Genomic DNA, 15,361 nt, shown 5'->3' with positions numbered 1-15,361 from the left:
CCCCCGTGCGCCCTCGGTGGCACCGGGCGCCTCGGCATCCCACAATGGAGGATCAGACACGCGACACGAGGGAGCAGTGGCCATGGCCGAACACCGGATCTTCGCAATGCCCTTCGCCCGGGTCTACCCGCTGTATCTCGCGAAGGTCGAGCGCAAAGGGAGGGCCCCGGAAGACGTGGATCGCGTCATCACCTGGCTCACCGGCTACGACGAAGCGGGCCTGCGGCGCAGCATCGAGGAGGGCGTCGACCTCGCGACGTTCTTCGCGCGCGCCCCCCGGATCAATCCCGACAGCACGCTCATCACCGGAGTCATCTGCGGCCTGCGCGTGGAGGACATCGAGGATCCTCTGATGCAGCAGATCCGGTACATGGACAAGCTCGTCGACGAGGTCGCCCGAGGGAAGAAGATGGCATCGATCCTGCGGGGCGGCGCGGCGGTCTGAGGCCGGAGCGCGACACTCCACCGGCCCTGCGTCACGCGCGCCATGGCCCGCGATCGGGCCTTTTCCGGCGCCCGGACATGCTCTGCACCCAGGAGACCTTCAGGTGGCCTGTGCCAGGGTCGGTGCTTTGTGTCCGCTCCACGGACGCCCGGCGCCGCCCGAACGGCGCAGCTCATCGATACGGAACCGGTACTTCATGCGCTCCCTCACGTCTTCGTCACCCGACCGCCGCACCCGTCGCCTCGCTGATCGCAGCGCACGACGGGCCCGCCGCCGGCCCGCGATCGCCACGAGCGCACTCGCGCTGGGCCTCATCGCGGCGGTCGGCCTGTCGACGGCCCCCGCGGCCCAGGCGGGTGCCTCCGGCACTTCCCCCGGCATCGCGCTCGCCTCCTTCACGACCGCCATCGAGCCGACCCCTGTCGTCTCGCCGACGGGCACGGACGAGATCTCCGCCGCGATGCAGGCCGAACTGGCGGCGGCCGACGCGTCGCTGGCCGCGGCCACCGCCGTCGCATCGGACATCTCGGCCTCGGGACTCGACATCGGCGTGCCCGAGACGACCGTCGACACCGCCGCGCTGGAAGACGCGATCGATCGACTCGAGGGCGCGACCGACCTGCCGGCGCCTCTCGTTCCCGACCTGACCGACGACGTGACCGAGCACCGCACGGTCGTCGACGGCCAGGTCGCCAGCCTGCGAGGCAGCCTCGAGGCAGCCCAGGCGAAGAAGGCCGAGGAGGAGGCCGCCGAAAAGGCGCGTCTCGAGGCCGAGGCCGCAGCGAGGGCCGCCGCCGCGGCACCCGCCCCGCGCTCCTCCGCTGCCGGTGCCCCCATCGCCGCGGGCGGCGCCGTCGGCGGCACGAGCCCCGCGGACGCGCAGGCGACCGCCCGCTCGATGCTCGGCGGCTACGGATGGGGCGACGACCAGTTCTCGTGCCTCGTCTCCCTCTGGCACAAGGAGTCCGGCTGGCGCTACAACGCCTACAACGCCTCGAGCGGCGCCACCGGCATCCCGCAGGCTCTGCCCGGCAGCAAGATGGCGTCGGCCGGTGCCGACTGGCAGACCAACCCGGCGACCCAGATCCGCTGGGGTCTCGGCTACATCCAGGGCCGCTACGGCAGCCCCTGCGGCGCCTGGTCGCACTCGCAGTCGGTCGGCTGGTATTGACCCTCGTCACCTCGAACGGCCACGTCGCGCCGAGGCCCCCGTCAGGGTCCGCCCGGTCACGTCGTGGCCGTTCGTCGTGGCCGTTCGTCGTGGCCGGGAGCGCTAGGGAGTTCCCGAGCGGCCGCCGGCGCCCGCGAAGAGGGCGTGCAGCAGCGGCAGGCCGGACGCGCTCACCAGAACCGTGCCGAGGACGGCCTGGTCCGGCAGCAGGACCGCACCCGCCACGACGAGCCCGACGAAGAGCACGGCGGACAAGATCCGTCGTCCAAGACGCTCCAATCGCGCGATGCGGCGATCGAGGCGCGGCGTGTCGATCGAGACCTGCCCGTCGTCGAGGCGAGTGACGAGCTCGTCGAGCCGTACGGGGAGGCGTGCCGCGATGCTCGCGGCCTGCAGCACGTCCTTGCCGATGGCCTGCGCGATGTTGCCGCGCTCGTCCTGCAGGAGCCTGGCGGCGTACGGCTCGACGGAGTCCCACAGGTTGAACGCCGGGTTCAGCGCACTGCACACGCCCGAGGTCAGCGACGACGCGCGCACGATCAGGAGGAAGTTCTCGGGGAGCTGGAAGGGCAGCGACCGCACGACGTCGCCGAACTCGATCGCGAACGCGCGGAACTCGCGCGGGTCGACCTGCGCGAGCTCGGCGAATCCCATGCCCCCGAACCGCGCGAACAGCTGCGTCATGGCCCGCTCCAGCTCCGCCGTGTCGGCCGAGGGCAGAAGCACCCCCACCTCGCGGATCGCCGCGACGAGTCCTCTCCCGTCGCGGGAGGCGACCGCGATGAGCAGCTGACGCAGGCCGCGACGGATGCCGGAGGGCACCTCGCCCATCATCCCGAAGTCGACGAACGTGAACCGCCAACGTGGCCCCTCGCCCTCCTGCGGGCCCTCTCCCAGGGTGACGAAGACGTTCCCGGGGTGGGGGTCGGCGTGGAAGAAGCCGTGGTCGAACAGCTGATCGAACATGACGGCGGCGAACCGGCGCGCCACGGCGTCTGGCTCGACGCCCACGGCCCGCAGGGCCTCGTGGTCGGTGATCTTGATCGCCGTGACGTCCTGCAGGGTGAGCACGCGACGCGTCGAACGCTCCCAGACCACTTCGGGCACCGCCACCCGGTCGTCGTCGGCGAAATCCCGCGCGAACCGCTCGGCGTTCTCCGCCTCATGCAGGTAGTCGATCTCCTCCAGGCTCGTCGCCGCGAACTCCTCCACGAGGGCGGGGGCATTGACCCGCGTGTACACGAGCCGGATGCGGCTGAGCCAGCCGCCTACGCGGCGAAGCGCCGCCAGGTCGACGTCGACGATCTCCTGGATGCCGGGCCGCTGCACCTTCACGACGACCGCGGACATGCCGGTCTGTTCCGCGTCGGCGGCCGCCAGCCCTGCGCGATGGGCCTGGCCCAGGGATGCCGCGGCCACGGGCGTCTCGTCGATCCACGCGTACGCCGCCTCGAGCGGCACGCCGAGCTCCGCCTCCGCCGCGGCCCGGATCCGCGCGAACGGAACCGGCGGCACCTCGTCCTGCAGTCCTTCGAGCTCCTTCGTGATCTCGGGCGGCAGCACGTCCAGGCGCGAGGACATGAACTGCCCGACCTTGATCATGAGCCCGCCGAGGTCGACCGCGAGCACGTGGAACCTACGCGCGAACCGCCGCATCCGAGAACTGCGGGTGCGTTCCGCGATCCGCGCCATCCCGAGCCGCGGCAACGCGATCTCGAACCACCATGTCTGCACGAGGTAGCGAGCGGCGAACCGCAGGATACGACGGTAGCGGGCACGCGTGTCGCCGACGTCGGTCATCATGTCTCCGTGACGCCGACGTGCCGGAGGCACTCGCGTCAGTCCTGGGCGAGGATCGAGTAGAGCTTACGACGCGCCTCCTCGAGGACGTCCACCGCGCGCTGCACCTGATCGGGCGATCCCGAGCGGGCCACCTGTGCGGCCGCCTGCGCCAGCTCCACGCCTGCCTTGGGGAGCGCGCCCGCACGGGGGCCCGCCTCGGAGCGCGACGCGGAGGTCTGCCACGGTGCGGGGCGGTCCCCGGCGGCATCCGTCTCCTCGCGACCGGCGTCGGTGAGGGCGTATGTCTTGCGGCCGTTGGCCTCTTCGGCCGTGATGAGGCCCTCGTCGGCAAGCAGCTGGAGCGTGGGGTACACCGACCCCGGGCTCGGCTTCCACGAGCCGCCGCTGCGCTGCTCGATCTCGCTGATGATCTGGTATCCGTGCATCGGCTTCTCGGCCAGCAGCGACAGGACGGCGGCGCGGACGTCGCCTCGTCCCATACGGCCGCCCTGACGCGGCGACATGCGCCGCTCGAACTCGTCGCGGAGCTGCTCCATCGTCTCCCAGATACCCGATCCGGCCTTGCCGAGCCCGGCGCCGAAGCCGAATCCGTCTCCCGTGAATGAACCGTTCATGGTGTCCTCCTCGCGGTGGTCTGTCCGCGCCGGCAACGATACTCTCCGATATGTCGTTGAGGATCGCTCGATGCGAGAATCCCGGCGCCTTCCCAGCCACCCCCCTCCGCATCCGATCCCAGGCGATCGAAACACGGCTGTCGTCTGCCGCGGCTACCATGCGGCGCGGAGGGGGGGTCCATGACGAGCAGAGCCGTACCCGGATCCGAGACACCGACCGACCTGCGGATGAGACCGCCGGGCGCATCCGTCATCCGCGAGTGCCTCCGGCGCCAGGCGGCATCGCCTCCTCGCTCGCGCCTCGCGGCGATATTCGGACGCAGCCCCCTCAGCTCCCTCGCGCGCCCCTGGTACGTGGGCGCGCTCGGAGAGATCGCCGTCGGTCGCCTCCTCGACGGCGTCGGGCCCGGGTGGAGCGTGCTGCACGCCGTACCGGTGGGCTGCCCGGGCGCCGACATCGACCACCTGCTCATCGGGCCCGCGGGGGTCTTCACCGTCACGACCCTGATGCGCGAGGGCGGGCACCGGACGGCGCGCGATCGGGACCCGCTGTACACGGCCGGCGTGGGTCGCCACGCCGTCGCCGAGGCCGCCCAAGCGACGCGGCTGCTGTCTGCGGCCGCCCATCTGCCGATCGCCGTCCGGGGGCTGGTCGTGACCGTCGGCGCGCGATCGCTCCCGGACCACGGCCCCCAGGAGAGCGTCGTGGTGCTGCGCGATCGGGACCTCGCCCGGTGGCTGCGATCCGCGCCCGAGGTCTGGGGCGCCGGCGACGTGGCGCGGATCAGCTCGATCGCGGCGCGTCCGGCAACCTGGATGACGCGTCCCGACGACCACCCGGATCCGGTCGACGTGCCCGCCTTCGTCCGGCTGAGCCGGCAGGTGCGCCGGGCGGCGGGGACGCGCGCCGCGTGGGTGGCCGCCGCCGCCCTCGCCGTTCCCGTCGCGGTCGCAGCCGGCATCGGCGCCCCCGTCGTCGCGGCGATGCTTCCCTGAGGCCGTCTCGTCACGGCGGCGATGCGGGGCACTGCGGCGGGGCCGTAGCGTGGGCGTATGCGGATGACCTCGGCTTTTCGGGCGGCGCAGCGCGCTCCGCTTCTCCAGGTGACGAAGTCGGCGGTCGCGACAGCCATCGCGTGGGTGTTCGCGGGCTGGCTCATCCAGGGCCCACCCCCCGTCTTCGCCGCCATCGCGGCACTCCTGGTCGTGCAGCCGAGCCTCAACCAGTCGTTCGCGAAGGCGATCGAGCGGTCGGTCGGCGTCATCGCGGGGGTCGCCGTCGCCTCGCTCCTGGGCGTCCTGCTCGGCGAGTCGGCGTGGGTCGTCGTGATCGCCATCGTCGCGGCCCTCCTCGTCGCCTGGGCGCTGAAGATGACGGCGGGCACGGCCAACCAGGTGGCGATCAGCGCCGTCCTCGTGCTGGCCCTCGGCGCGACGACCCCGGGGTACGCGGTGGATCGCGTCCTCGAGACCGTCATCGGCGCCGTCATCGGCGTGATCGTCAACGTGGTGCTCGTGCCCCCCGTCGCCGTGGCGCCGGCCCACGAGAAGATCGACGCCCTGGCGGACGAGCTCGCCGCATCACTCGACCGGCTCGGCGACGCGCTGGCCGAACCGCGCAGTCGCACTCAGCTCGAAGAGCTTCTGCTGAAAGCCCGGCTCATGCGCCCCATGCTGGCCACCGCCGATCAGGCGATCGACGACGCGCAGGACTCGCTCGCGCTCAACCCGAGAGGGCGCCGGCACCGCGACGAGCTCCGCGATCTGCGCGCCCTGCTCGATCGCTTCCGCCCCGTCGTCACGCAGGTGATCGGAATGACCCGCGCCGTGTACGACCACTACGACCCGGCGATCGCCGACGAGCCGGTGCTCCCCGCGATCGGCGAGCAGCTGCACCGCGCGGCGCACGACGTGCGTCTTCGGATGCGCAGGGCCGCCGCGCCTCGCACGCAGGCCCCGCCGCGGGGGGATGCCGGGGCTTCCGCGCCGCCCACGACGACCATGCCCGCCCTGACCTCGCCGCTGCTGGTGCAGACGCCCTCCGCGGACCACTGGATCCTCATCGGCTCACTGCTCGAGGATCTCCGGCGGATCCACGAAGCGCTCGGCGACACGGCCTGACCGCCGCGCGGACGGTGGGGGCGGCTCAGCCCGCGCGCACCGCCGCGGCGATGGGCGTGGGCCCCGAGTTGAACCGGATGGTGCGGCCGAGCGTGGCGTCATCGGCCAGCACCGCCGCGATGACGGCCGCGACATCCGCCCGCGGAACGGACGCGGACTCGACAGCGGCCACATCGATGGCGCCGATCGGCTCGTCGAACGTCAGGGCGCTCGGCGCGACGATCGTGGCGTCGAGCCCGGAGGCGCGCAGGCGCGCATCGGCGGCCGCCTTGGCCTGCGCGTACGGGAAGAAGGAGCTGTGCTCGGGGACGCCGTGGTCGGGACCCGCGCCGAAGTAGGAAACCATGACGTACCGCCGCACACCGGCGGCCTCGGCCGCCTCCATCGAGCGGATCGCCGCGTCGCGATCGACCGCATAGGTGCGGGCGGGATCGCCGCCGCCCGCGCCCGCCGTCCATACGACCGCGTCATGCCCGGCGATCAGCCCCGCGAGGGCGCTCGTGTCGAGCTGTTCGATGTCGGCCACGACGGGCGTCGCACCCGCCGCCTCTACGTCGCCCGCGTGATCGGCGTTGCGGATCACGGACGTGACCTCGTCACCGCGGGCAGCCAGGATCGGAGTGAGCAGGAGGGCCACCTTGCCGTGACCGCCGAAGACGAGGATGCGAGCCATCCGTCCACGCTACTCGCCCCCGCCCCGCCGCGGGCCGCCTAGCCTGATCAGGTGACCACGAGCGAGATGACCTACCGCGGGACGACGGCGATGATCACGGGGGCGAGCTCGGGGATCGGCGCGGAGTTCGCGGCCCGCTTCGCCGAACGCGGCGCGGATGTCGTTCTCGTTGCGCGACGCGAGGACCGTCTGCGCGCACTCGCCGCGGAGCTCGAGGAGCGCCACAACATCACGGCCACGGTGCTCCCCCTGGACCTGGGCGTGGCGGGCATCGCCGCGACGCTGCGGCGCGAGCTCGACGACCGCGGCATCCGCGTCGACACGCTCATCGGCAATGCCGGCTTCGGGGCACGCGGCGCCATCCTCGCGGAGGATCCCGACCGCCTCGCCGCCATGATCCAGCTCAACGTCGTTGCCCTCACGGCGATCACGCGAGAGTTCCTGCCCGACCTCGTCGCCTCCGGGCGCGGCGCCCTGGTCAATGTCGCGAGCGTCGTGGCGTATCAGCCCACGCCGTACATGGCGGTCTACGGCGCGACGAAGGCCTTCGTGCTGAGCCTCACCGAGGCGATCGCCTACGAGACGCGCGACACCGGCCTGCGCGTGCTCGCCCTGAGCCCGGGGTCGACCGCGACGGAGTTCTTCGAGATCGCGGGCGCGGAGGAGGTCGCGCGCGGCATGCAGACCCCGGCGCAGGTGGTTGAGACCGCGCTGAAGGCGCTCGACCGGCGCAGCACGCCGCCGAGCGTGGTCTCGGGAGCCACCAACGCCGTGGCGAGCATGCTCTCGGGCATCATCCCGCGACGGGTCGTGCTCGAGGCCAGCGGACGGTTGCTCGCCTGACCCCGCGGGGCGCGGGCGGCGGCACCGTCGCCTGTCACGAACCGCTCACCGGATGCCGCGGCTCGAACGGTATGCGACAGGTGAGCCCCGCCCGAGGTGCGCGCGGGGGCGCTCAGCCGCGCCCGTCGAGGTACCACCATCGCCCGCTCTGGAAGACGAAGCGGCTGCGCTCGCGCACCGTGCGATCCCGACCGGCCTCGCGGTAGTGCGCCGTGAACTCCACGACTCCGCGACTCTCCCCCGGGACGCCGCCCCGCAGGTCATGGATCTCGAGCCCCGTCCACCGCACGTGGCCGTCCAGCTCGATGCTCCCCGGCGCCGTCCCGGGGTGCCAGGACGACATCAGGTAGTCCGCGTCGCCGAGGGCGAAGGCGCTGTACCGCGAGCGCATGAGCGCCTCCGCGGTGGGGGCCGCGCCGCCGCGGTGCAGCGGCGCGCAGCATGCCTCGTACGACGCGCTGCCGCACGGACATGGGTCGGGCGCGCTCACCACCCCATCGATCCCGGTCCGCCCTTGAAGGGACCGACCAGATCAGAGGTGACCCATCCCCCGTAGAAGCCTCCCGGCTGCGGCGCGACGACCTCACCGCCGACGGTGCAGGCATCCATCGGCCCGGCGTACACCGCCACGCGGCCCGACAGCTCCGCGAAGCCGGGCGAGGGGCGGGGGTAGGTCCACGCGGCGCGCGGCGCCGTGCGCCCTCCGCCGGTCACATCGAAGTACGACGCCGCCCCCTTGAACTCGCAGAACGAGGCGCCGGCGGTCGGCGTGAGGGCGCCCGCGACGAACGCGGCGATGGGCAGGTAGTACACGGGCGGATGACTCGTCTCGAGCACGCGCACGACGTCGTCGGTGTCGACGATCCGCTCACCGCCGAGGTCGATGCTCACGCGCGCATCGACGCGCTCGACACGCGGCGGACGCGGATAGTCCCACACGGATTCCTGGCCGGGACCGGCGGGTTCGGGACGCGGGCGGTTCATACGACCCACGGTAGTCCGCGCCGATGACCCGGGGCCGGGTCCGGGCGCGCCTGCTCTACTCTCGAGGGGTGAGCATCTTCGGCGGCGGCGATTCCCAGGGGCCCTCCCCCGCACGCATCACCATCTGGATCATCGCGGGTGGCGTGGGTGTGTACTTCGTCGTCTCCGGCATCATCGGCATCCTGACCTCCGGCGGGTGACCCGCGCGACTCCCGGCTGATAGCGTTCCGGCAGACCGCGGCTGCGACCCCGCAGCCTCTCACCGGAAGCAGGGAGCGCCATGGCAGATGCACCCACGTCGGCGGCCACGTCATCCTCACCCCCGCGCGAGCAGTGGACCGGCCAGATCGGATTCATCCTCGCGGCGATCGGGTCGGCGGTGGGGCTCGGCAACATCTGGCGCTTCCCGGGGGTCGCCTACGAGAACGGCGGCGGCGCGTTCCTCATCCCCTACCTCATCGCGCTGGTCACGGCCGGCATCCCGATCCTGTTCCTCGACTACGCCCTGGGGCACCGGTTCCGAGGCGCCGCCCCCACGGCGTTCCGACGTGCGGCGGGAAGGGCGAAAGGGCTCCTGGAGTCGCTGGGCTGGTTCCAGGTCGCCATCGCGTTCGTGATCGGGCTCTACTACACCGCCGTGATCGCGTGGGCCCTGTCGTACTTCGTCTTCTCGTTCGATCTGCGCTGGGGCGATGACCCCGCCGGTTTCTTCACCGGCGAGTATCTGCGTACCGGCGACCCCGGCTTCAGCCTGGAGTTCGTCCCCGGAGTGCTCATCCCGCTCGCGCTGATCTGGATCGCGACGATCGTCGTCCTCGCGCTCGGCGTGGCGAAGGGCCTGCAGCGCGTGAACGTCGTCTTCCTCCCCGTCCTGATCATCGCCTTCGCGGTGCTCGTCGTCCGCGCGCTGTTCCTGGACGGCGCGGCCGACGGCCTCAACGCCCTGTTCACGCCCAACTGGGCGGCTCTCGGCGACCCCAACGTCTGGATCGCCGCCTACAGCCAGATCTTCTTCTCGCTGTCGATCGCCTTCGGCATCATGATCACGTACGCGTCGTATCGCAAGCGCCGGGCGAACCTGACCGCGCCGGGTCTCGTCGTCGCCTTCGCGAACTCGTCGTTCGAGATCCTCGCCGGCATCGGCGTCTTCGCGACCCTCGGGTTCTTCGCCTTCCAGCAGGGTGTCGACATCGCGGAGCTCGAGGGGCTCACGGGCGTCGGGCTGTCGTTCATCACCTTCCCCGCCATCGTGTCCCAGATGCCGGGCGGCCCGGTCTTCGGAGTCCTCTTCTTCGGCTCGCTCACGCTGGCGGGGTTCACCTCCCTCATCTCCGTGCTGCAGGTCGTCTCGGCCGCGTTCCAAGAGAAGTTCGACCTGACGCCGCGGCAGGCGGCGATCCGGCTCGGACTGGTCTCGGCGGTCCTGTCGATCCTCCTCTTCTCGACCACGACGGGACTGCTCGCGCTGGATGTCGCCGACAACTGGGCGAACAACATCGGCATCGTCGCCTCCGCGGTCGCCTCGACGATCCTCGTCATCTGGGTGCTGCGGCTGGGCCCGGAGCTGCGCTACCACCTCAACTCCGTCTCGACCTTCCCCGTGGGTCGGGCGTGGATCGCCCTCGTCGGCCTGCTGGCGCCGGTGGTCCTCGGCTACATGCTCGTCGCACGCATCGTCACGCTGCTCGTCGAGGGCTACGGCGGGATGCCCGCCTGGTACCTCGGCATCGTGGGCTGGGGAACCATCCTCCTGATCGTCGTCGCCGCCGCCGTGCTCACCGGCATCCGATGGCGACGACCCCCGGACGACTTCACGCCCTGGCCGCCGTACCCCGCGCCGCGGGCGGCCGAGGCCGGCAAGGGAGTGCGGTCATGACCCCGCTGGCCATCGCCTTCTTCCTCCTCGCGGTCGTCATCGTGTGGGGCGGCCTCGTCACGAGCACGCTGTTCCTCCGCCGACGCCCAGAGCGGGAGTCGTTCCCACCCGGCGGACACGACGACCACCGCGAAGACGCCGCGCCGATCGAACACGACACGTGAGCACCCGAGGAGAGGATGCCGAGGCGCAAGGACGCCTCATGCTCCTCGATACCGCCTCGCTGTATTTCCGTGCCTTCTACGGTGTCCCCGACACGGTGAAGGCACCCGACGGCACGCCCGTCAACGCCGTGCGCGGGCTGCTCGACATGATCGCGAAGCTCGCATCGACCTACGCCCCGCAGCGTGTCGTCGCCTGCTGGGACGACGACTGGCGTCCCGCGTGGCGGGTCGCGCTCATCCCGAGCTACAAGGCGCATCGTGTCGCCGCGGAGCACGCGGGCGCACCCGACGAGGAAGAGGTGCCGGATGCGCTGGAGGCGCAGCTTCCGGCGATCCGGGAGGCGCTCGACGCCCTCGGCATCCCCGTCGTCGGTGCGGCGGAGCACGAGGCCGATGACGTCGTCGGCAGCCTCGCCCACCAGACGGAGGGCCCGGTCGACGTCGTGACGGGCGACCGCGACCTCTTCCAGCTCGTCGACGACGCGCGAGAGGCGCGCGTGATCTATACCGCTCGCGGCATGAGCAAGCTGGAGGTCGTGACGGATGCCGTCGTCGTCGCCAAGTACGGGGTCATCCCGCAGCAGTACGCCGACTTCGCGACGCTGCGCGGCGACACGTCCGACGGCCTTCCCGGCGTCCCGGGCGTGGGCGAGAAGACCGCGGCGACGCTGCTCGCCGCCCACGGCGACCTGCCCGGCATCATCGCGGCCGCCGAGGCAGGCGAGGGGATGTCCGCGGGCGTGCGCTCCCGCATCCTCGCCGCGCTCCCCTACCTGCGCGTCGCACCCCGCGTGGTCGCGGTCGCAAGGGATCTCGACCTGCACCTGCCACCGCCCGCCGCGCCCGACCCCGCGGATGCCGCCGCCGTCGCCCAGCGCTGGGGCCTCGGTACCGCGATGGAACGCGCCGCCGCGGCCCTCACTCCCTGAGCTCAGCGCCCCGCCCACTCCCGCAGGCGCGGGAGATCCCAGGTCGTCACGATGCGCTCGGGCGGGATGCCGGCGGCCTCCGCGCGCGCGGCGCCGTAGTCCAGCAGCGAGAGCTGCCCCGGGGCGTGCGCATCCGAGTCGATCGAGAACAGGCATCCCTCCTCGAGCGCGATCGCGATCATGTCGTCGGGCGGGTCTTGCCGCTCCGGGCGGGAGTTGATCTCCACGGCGACCCCGTGCGCGGCGCAGGCCTCGAAGACGGCGACCGGATCGAATGTCGAGGGCGGCCGCGTCCCGCGCGAGCCCTCGACGAGACGGCCCGTGACGTGACCGAGCACGTCGACCCGAGGATTCGACACGGCGGCGACCAGCCGACGGGTCATCGCCGCCTCCTCCATCCGCAGCTTCGAGTGCGCCGAGGCCACGACGACCTCGAGAGCGTCCAGGACCTCGTCCTCCTGGTCGAGCGCCCCGTCGTCGAGGATGTCCACCTCGATGCCGGTCAGCAGGGTGAACTCCCCCGTTCCGAAGTCGGGGACGAGTGCGCACTGCTCGCGCAGTCGCTCGGCGCTGAGTCCGTTCGCGACACGCAGGCGCGGGGAGTGGTCGGTCAGCGCGAGGTACTCATGGCCCAGCTGCCGCGCGGCGTCCACCATGAGATCGATCGAAGAGAGTCCGTCTGACCAGTCGCTGTGGGAGTGGAGGTCGCCGCGCAGCAGGGCCCGGAGCGAGCCTCCGCTCGGGGGCACGTCGTACCGCTCGCGCAGTTCCGCGAGGTAGCCGGGCACCGCGCCGGCGAGCGCCTCCTGGATGACGGCCATCGACGACGCGCCGACACCCTTCACCCGCCGCAGCCGCGCGGGGTCGCGCAGCACCGCATCGTCGAGACCGGCGATGGCCGCCGCCGCACCCCGGAACGCGGCGGAGCGGTACCTCGACGCCCGTTCGCGCTCGAGCAGGGACGCGATCTCGGAGAGCGCCTCGACCGGATTCACGGCGACCACCCTAGCCCGGCGCATCGGGGCGCGCGCCGGGACGAGCGGGGGCCGCCATCACGACAGTTCGCGTGTGACCGCAGCCCAGCGCCGCAGGGTCGCCGCCGCGCTCCCGTCGTCGATGGCCGCGGCCGCGCGTGCCTGCTCCTCCGCGAGGCGCTCGAGGATGGGTCTCTGCACCTGCCCCGCGTCGTGGGACAGCCGGTAGGCGACCATCCCCGCCGCGGCGTTCAGCAGCACGATGTCTCGCACGGGACCGGCTTCCCCGTCGAGCACGCGGCGCACGACATCCGCGTTGTGGGCGGGATCGCCGCCGCGCAGCTGAGAGATCTCGGCGCGCGGGATGCCGAGGTCGCGGGGATCGAGGTCGTGCTCGTGGACGTCGCCCCGGCTGATCTCCCAGATACGGCTGTGCCCCGTCGTGGTCAGCTCGTCGAGGCCGTCGTCTCCGCGGAAGACCAGTGCCGTCGCGCCGCGCGTGCGGAAGACGCCCGCGATCAGGGGCACGCGGTCGAGGTGGGCGACGCCGACGGCGTTGGCCTCGGCTCGCGCGGGGTTGCACAGCGGGCCGAGGATGTTGAACACCGTCGGCACGCCGAGCTCGCGTCGCACGGCGCCCGCGTGACGGAAGCCCGGATGGAACGCGGTCGCGAAGACGAAGGTCATGCCGACCCGGCGCAGCGACTCGGCCACGGCCTCGGGGCTCAGTGTGAGCGATACGCCCAGGGCTTCGAGGACGTCGGACGAGCCCGACGAAGAGCTCGCCGCCTTGTTCCCGTGCTTGATCACGGGCACACCGGATGCCGCGGCGACGATCGACGCCATCGTCGAGACGTTGACGGTCCCGAGCCTGTCGCCCCCGGTGCCGACGATGTCCAGGGCGTCGGCGGGGATATCCAGAGGCAGCGCGGCGTCGAGGACCGCGTCGCGGAAGCCGACGACCTCCTCGACGGTCTCCCCCTTCGCCCGCAGCGCGACGAGGAATCCGCCGAGCTGAGCGGGCGTCACCTCGCCCGTCATGACACGGGACATCGCCCACGTCGCCTCCGACACGCTGAGGTCCTTCCCGGCCAGCAGCGCGGCGATCAGATCGGGCCAGGTCTCGGCATCGCTCATGTCTCCCGATCCTATCGACCGCGGCATTCAGCACTCTCCCGGCAGATTGGCCGGGCGCTCCGAGGCGGCCCAAAGTCCCCGCTCGGGCGCGGGGAGGCGCCGCGGTGCGAACCCAACCGCTCAGGATCGGCCATAATGGGGAGCGTGACGAGCACTACAGCGACCTATGCCTCGGCGGCGAGGACCATCAAGCGTCCGGATCCGGTCGCTGTCGGAACGATCGTGTGGCTCGGAAGCGAAGTCATGTTCTTCGCCGGCCTCTTCGCGATCTACTTCACCCTGCGCAACACCTCGCCCGGTCTGTGGGCCGAGGACAGCGCTCTTCTGAACGTCCCGTTCGCTCTCGTGAACACGATCATCCTCGTGCTCTCGAGCGTCACCTGCCAGATGGGCGTGTTCGCCGCGGAGCGGTTCCAGCCGTATTCCACGCGCAAGCGCGGCATCCTCGGCTGGGGCATGGTCGAGTGGTTCTTCCTCACCTTCGCCCTCGGCGCGATCTTCGTGTCGGGCCAGGTCTGGGAGTATGCGCAGCTCGTCGCGGAGGGCCTGTCGATCGACACGAACTCGTACGCCTCCGCGTTCTACATCACGACCGGCTTCCACGCCCTCCACGTCACCGGCGGGCTCGTCGCATTCCTCCTCGTCATCGGCCGCGCCTACGCGGTGAAGAACTTCGGCCACAAGGAAGCCACGAGCGCGATCGTCGTGTCGTACTACTGGCACTTCGTCGACGTCGTGTGGATCGCCCTGTTCGCGGTCATCTACTTCCTCAAATAAGAAGCGAAAGCCCCGAAATGCCACGAGACAAAAAGCGCCGCTCCGGTCGCCGCAGCCCCCTCGCAGCCGCCGGCCTCATCGGAATCGGCCTCCTCCTGACCGGCGGTCTCTACGCGGGCGCTTCGGCGGCCATGGCCGCGACCCCCGAGACGCCGACGCAGACCCTCACCGTCGAAGACGGCGAGAAGCTGTTCCAGGCCAACTGCGCCACGTGCCACGGTCTCGACCTGCAGGGCACGGAGAACGGCCCCAGCCTTTATGGCGTGGGCGCCATGGCGGTCGAGTTCCAGGTCGCCACGGGCCGCATGCCCCTGCAGATGCAGGGACCGCAGGCACCGCAGAAGCCACCGCAGTTCACCGAAGAGCAGACGCTGGCGATGGCCGAGTACGTCCAGTCGGTCGCGCCCGGCCCCGAGATCGCCACGGGGCAGGTGCTGGACGGCGAGGGCGACGTCTCGCACGGCGCGGAGCTGTTCCGCATCAACTGCGCGATGTGCCACAACGTCGCCGCGGCCGGCGGCGCCCTCACGGAGGGCAAGTACGCGCCCTCGCTCGTGGGCGTCGAGCCCCGCCACATCTACGCGGCCATGGTCACCGGCCCGCAGAACATGCCCGTCTTCAGCGATCTGAACCTCTCCCCCGAGGACAAGCGCGACATCATCTCGGCCCTGCTGTGGATGGAGCGCAACCCCTCCCCCGGCGGGTTCTCGCTCGGCTCGCTCGGACCCGTCTCCGAGGGCCTGTTCATCTGGATCTTCGGTATCGGAGCGCTCGTGGCATTCACCGTGTGGATCACGGCGAAGTCCAACTGACGCCCCGCAACGACGACACACCAATACGCACGAGGAGC

18 protein-coding genes are annotated in these 15,361 nt (G+C 71.6%); 11 read left to right on the top strand and 7 right to left on the bottom strand.

Annotated elements, in window-relative coordinates; all coding sequences use genetic code 11:
- Positions 1-82: 82 nt before the first annotated feature.
- Positions 83-445, top strand: a complete 363-nt coding sequence (locus ACIGCK_RS10620) for a DUF2200 domain-containing protein (protein ID WP_330171586.1) — start codon at positions 83-85, stop codon at positions 443-445.
- Between the two features lie 196 nt (positions 446-641).
- Positions 642-1,616, top strand: a complete 975-nt coding sequence (locus ACIGCK_RS10615; protein ID WP_396665973.1) for a lytic transglycosylase domain-containing protein — start codon at positions 642-644, stop codon at positions 1,614-1,616.
- Between the two features lie 102 nt (positions 1,617-1,718).
- Here ACIGCK_RS10615 and ACIGCK_RS10610 read toward each other — a convergent pair whose 3' ends face one another.
- Entirely contained in the window at positions 1,719-3,416 is a 1,698-nt protein-coding gene (locus ACIGCK_RS10610) for an ABC1 kinase family protein (protein WP_396666168.1), read from the bottom strand.
- 38 nt (positions 3,417-3,454) lie between these two features.
- Positions 3,455-4,033, bottom strand: a complete 579-nt coding sequence (locus ACIGCK_RS10605; protein ID WP_396665971.1) for a PadR family transcriptional regulator — start codon at positions 4,031-4,033, stop codon at positions 3,455-3,457.
- Between the two features lie 180 nt (positions 4,034-4,213).
- On the opposite strand from ACIGCK_RS10605, the gene ACIGCK_RS10600 reads away from it, so the two are divergent.
- Positions 4,214-5,029, top strand: coding sequence for a nuclease-related domain-containing protein (locus ACIGCK_RS10600; RefSeq protein WP_396665969.1), 816 nt, complete (start codon positions 4,214-4,216; stop codon positions 5,027-5,029).
- A gap of 63 nt (positions 5,030-5,092) precedes the next feature.
- Entirely contained in the window at positions 5,093-6,154 is a 1,062-nt protein-coding gene (locus ACIGCK_RS10595; RefSeq protein WP_396665967.1) for an aromatic acid exporter family protein, read from the top strand.
- Between the two features lie 25 nt (positions 6,155-6,179).
- Here ACIGCK_RS10595 and ACIGCK_RS10590 read toward each other — a convergent pair whose 3' ends face one another.
- Positions 6,180-6,827 (bottom strand): SDR family oxidoreductase, encoded by a 648-nt coding sequence (locus ACIGCK_RS10590; RefSeq protein WP_396665965.1) that lies wholly within the window; start codon positions 6,825-6,827, stop codon positions 6,180-6,182.
- A 51-nt stretch (positions 6,828-6,878) separates the two neighbouring features.
- Here ACIGCK_RS10590 and ACIGCK_RS10585 point away from each other — a divergent pair, with 51 nt between their 5' ends.
- Positions 6,879-7,670 (top strand): SDR family NAD(P)-dependent oxidoreductase, encoded by a 792-nt coding sequence (locus ACIGCK_RS10585; RefSeq protein WP_396665964.1) that lies wholly within the window; start codon positions 6,879-6,881, stop codon positions 7,668-7,670.
- A gap of 112 nt (positions 7,671-7,782) precedes the next feature.
- On the opposite strand, the gene ACIGCK_RS10580 is transcribed toward ACIGCK_RS10585, so the two are convergent.
- Together ACIGCK_RS10580 and ACIGCK_RS10575 are read right to left on the bottom strand one after the other, a co-directional pair.
- Positions 7,783-8,160: a YchJ family protein gene (locus ACIGCK_RS10580; protein WP_396665962.1), complete on the bottom strand. Its 378-nt coding sequence runs from the start codon at positions 8,158-8,160 to the stop codon at positions 7,783-7,785.
- Complete coding sequence (locus ACIGCK_RS10575; RefSeq protein WP_396665960.1) at positions 8,157-8,654, bottom strand: DUF427 domain-containing protein; 498 nt, start codon at positions 8,652-8,654, stop codon at positions 8,157-8,159. Before ACIGCK_RS10575 ends, ACIGCK_RS10580 begins: the two co-directional genes overlap by 4 nt.
- 68 nt (positions 8,655-8,722) lie before the next feature.
- Here ACIGCK_RS10575 and ACIGCK_RS10570 point away from each other — a divergent pair, with 68 nt between their 5' ends.
- The 4 genes from ACIGCK_RS10570 (at position 8,723) to ACIGCK_RS10555 (ending at position 11,623) form a co-directional block, all read left to right on the top strand.
- Positions 8,723-8,854 (top strand): hypothetical protein, encoded by a 132-nt coding sequence (locus ACIGCK_RS10570; protein ID WP_396665959.1) that lies wholly within the window; start codon positions 8,723-8,725, stop codon positions 8,852-8,854.
- A gap of 80 nt (positions 8,855-8,934) precedes the next feature.
- Positions 8,935-10,530, top strand: a complete 1,596-nt coding sequence (locus ACIGCK_RS10565) for a sodium-dependent transporter (RefSeq protein WP_396665957.1) — start codon at positions 8,935-8,937, stop codon at positions 10,528-10,530.
- Positions 10,527-10,694, top strand: coding sequence for a methionine/alanine import family NSS transporter small subunit (locus ACIGCK_RS10560; RefSeq protein WP_396665955.1), 168 nt, complete (start codon positions 10,527-10,529; stop codon positions 10,692-10,694). The genes ACIGCK_RS10565 and ACIGCK_RS10560 overlap by 4 nt, the downstream gene beginning before the upstream one ends.
- A 38-nt stretch (positions 10,695-10,732) precedes the next feature.
- On the top strand, positions 10,733-11,623 hold the full coding sequence (locus ACIGCK_RS10555; protein WP_396666166.1) for a 5'-3' exonuclease H3TH domain-containing protein: 891 nt from the start codon (positions 10,733-10,735) through the stop codon (positions 11,621-11,623).
- Between the two features lie 2 nt (positions 11,624-11,625).
- Here ACIGCK_RS10555 and ACIGCK_RS10550 read toward each other — a convergent pair whose 3' ends face one another.
- Together ACIGCK_RS10550 and trpD are read right to left on the bottom strand one after the other, a co-directional pair.
- Positions 11,626-12,618, bottom strand: coding sequence for a PHP domain-containing protein (locus ACIGCK_RS10550; protein WP_330171574.1), 993 nt, complete (start codon positions 12,616-12,618; stop codon positions 11,626-11,628).
- Positions 12,619-12,675: 57 nt separating this feature from the next.
- Positions 12,676-13,734, bottom strand: a complete 1,059-nt coding sequence (gene trpD, locus ACIGCK_RS10545; RefSeq protein WP_396665954.1) for an anthranilate phosphoribosyltransferase — start codon at positions 13,732-13,734, stop codon at positions 12,676-12,678.
- Between the two features lie 135 nt (positions 13,735-13,869).
- On the opposite strand from trpD, the gene ACIGCK_RS10540 reads away from it, so the two are divergent.
- Together ACIGCK_RS10540 and ACIGCK_RS10535 are read left to right on the top strand one after the other, a co-directional pair.
- Entirely contained in the window at positions 13,870-14,511 is a 642-nt protein-coding gene (locus ACIGCK_RS10540) for a heme-copper oxidase subunit III (RefSeq protein WP_396665952.1), read from the top strand.
- Between the two features lie 17 nt (positions 14,512-14,528).
- Positions 14,529-15,323 carry a c-type cytochrome gene (locus ACIGCK_RS10535; protein WP_396665951.1) on the top strand — a complete coding sequence of 265 codons (795 nt, stop codon included), beginning with the start codon at positions 14,529-14,531 and terminating at the stop codon, positions 15,321-15,323.
- Positions 15,324-15,361 lie beyond the last annotated feature (38 nt).

Origin of the sequence: Microbacterium sp. NPDC078428 (genome assembly GCF_044542535.1) — a bacterium.
GTDB lineage: Bacteria > Actinomycetota > Actinomycetes > Actinomycetales > Microbacteriaceae > Microbacterium > Microbacterium limosum.
The sequence above is the reverse complement of the archived record's forward strand: the minus strand, read 5'-3'. Positions and strand labels throughout refer to the sequence as shown.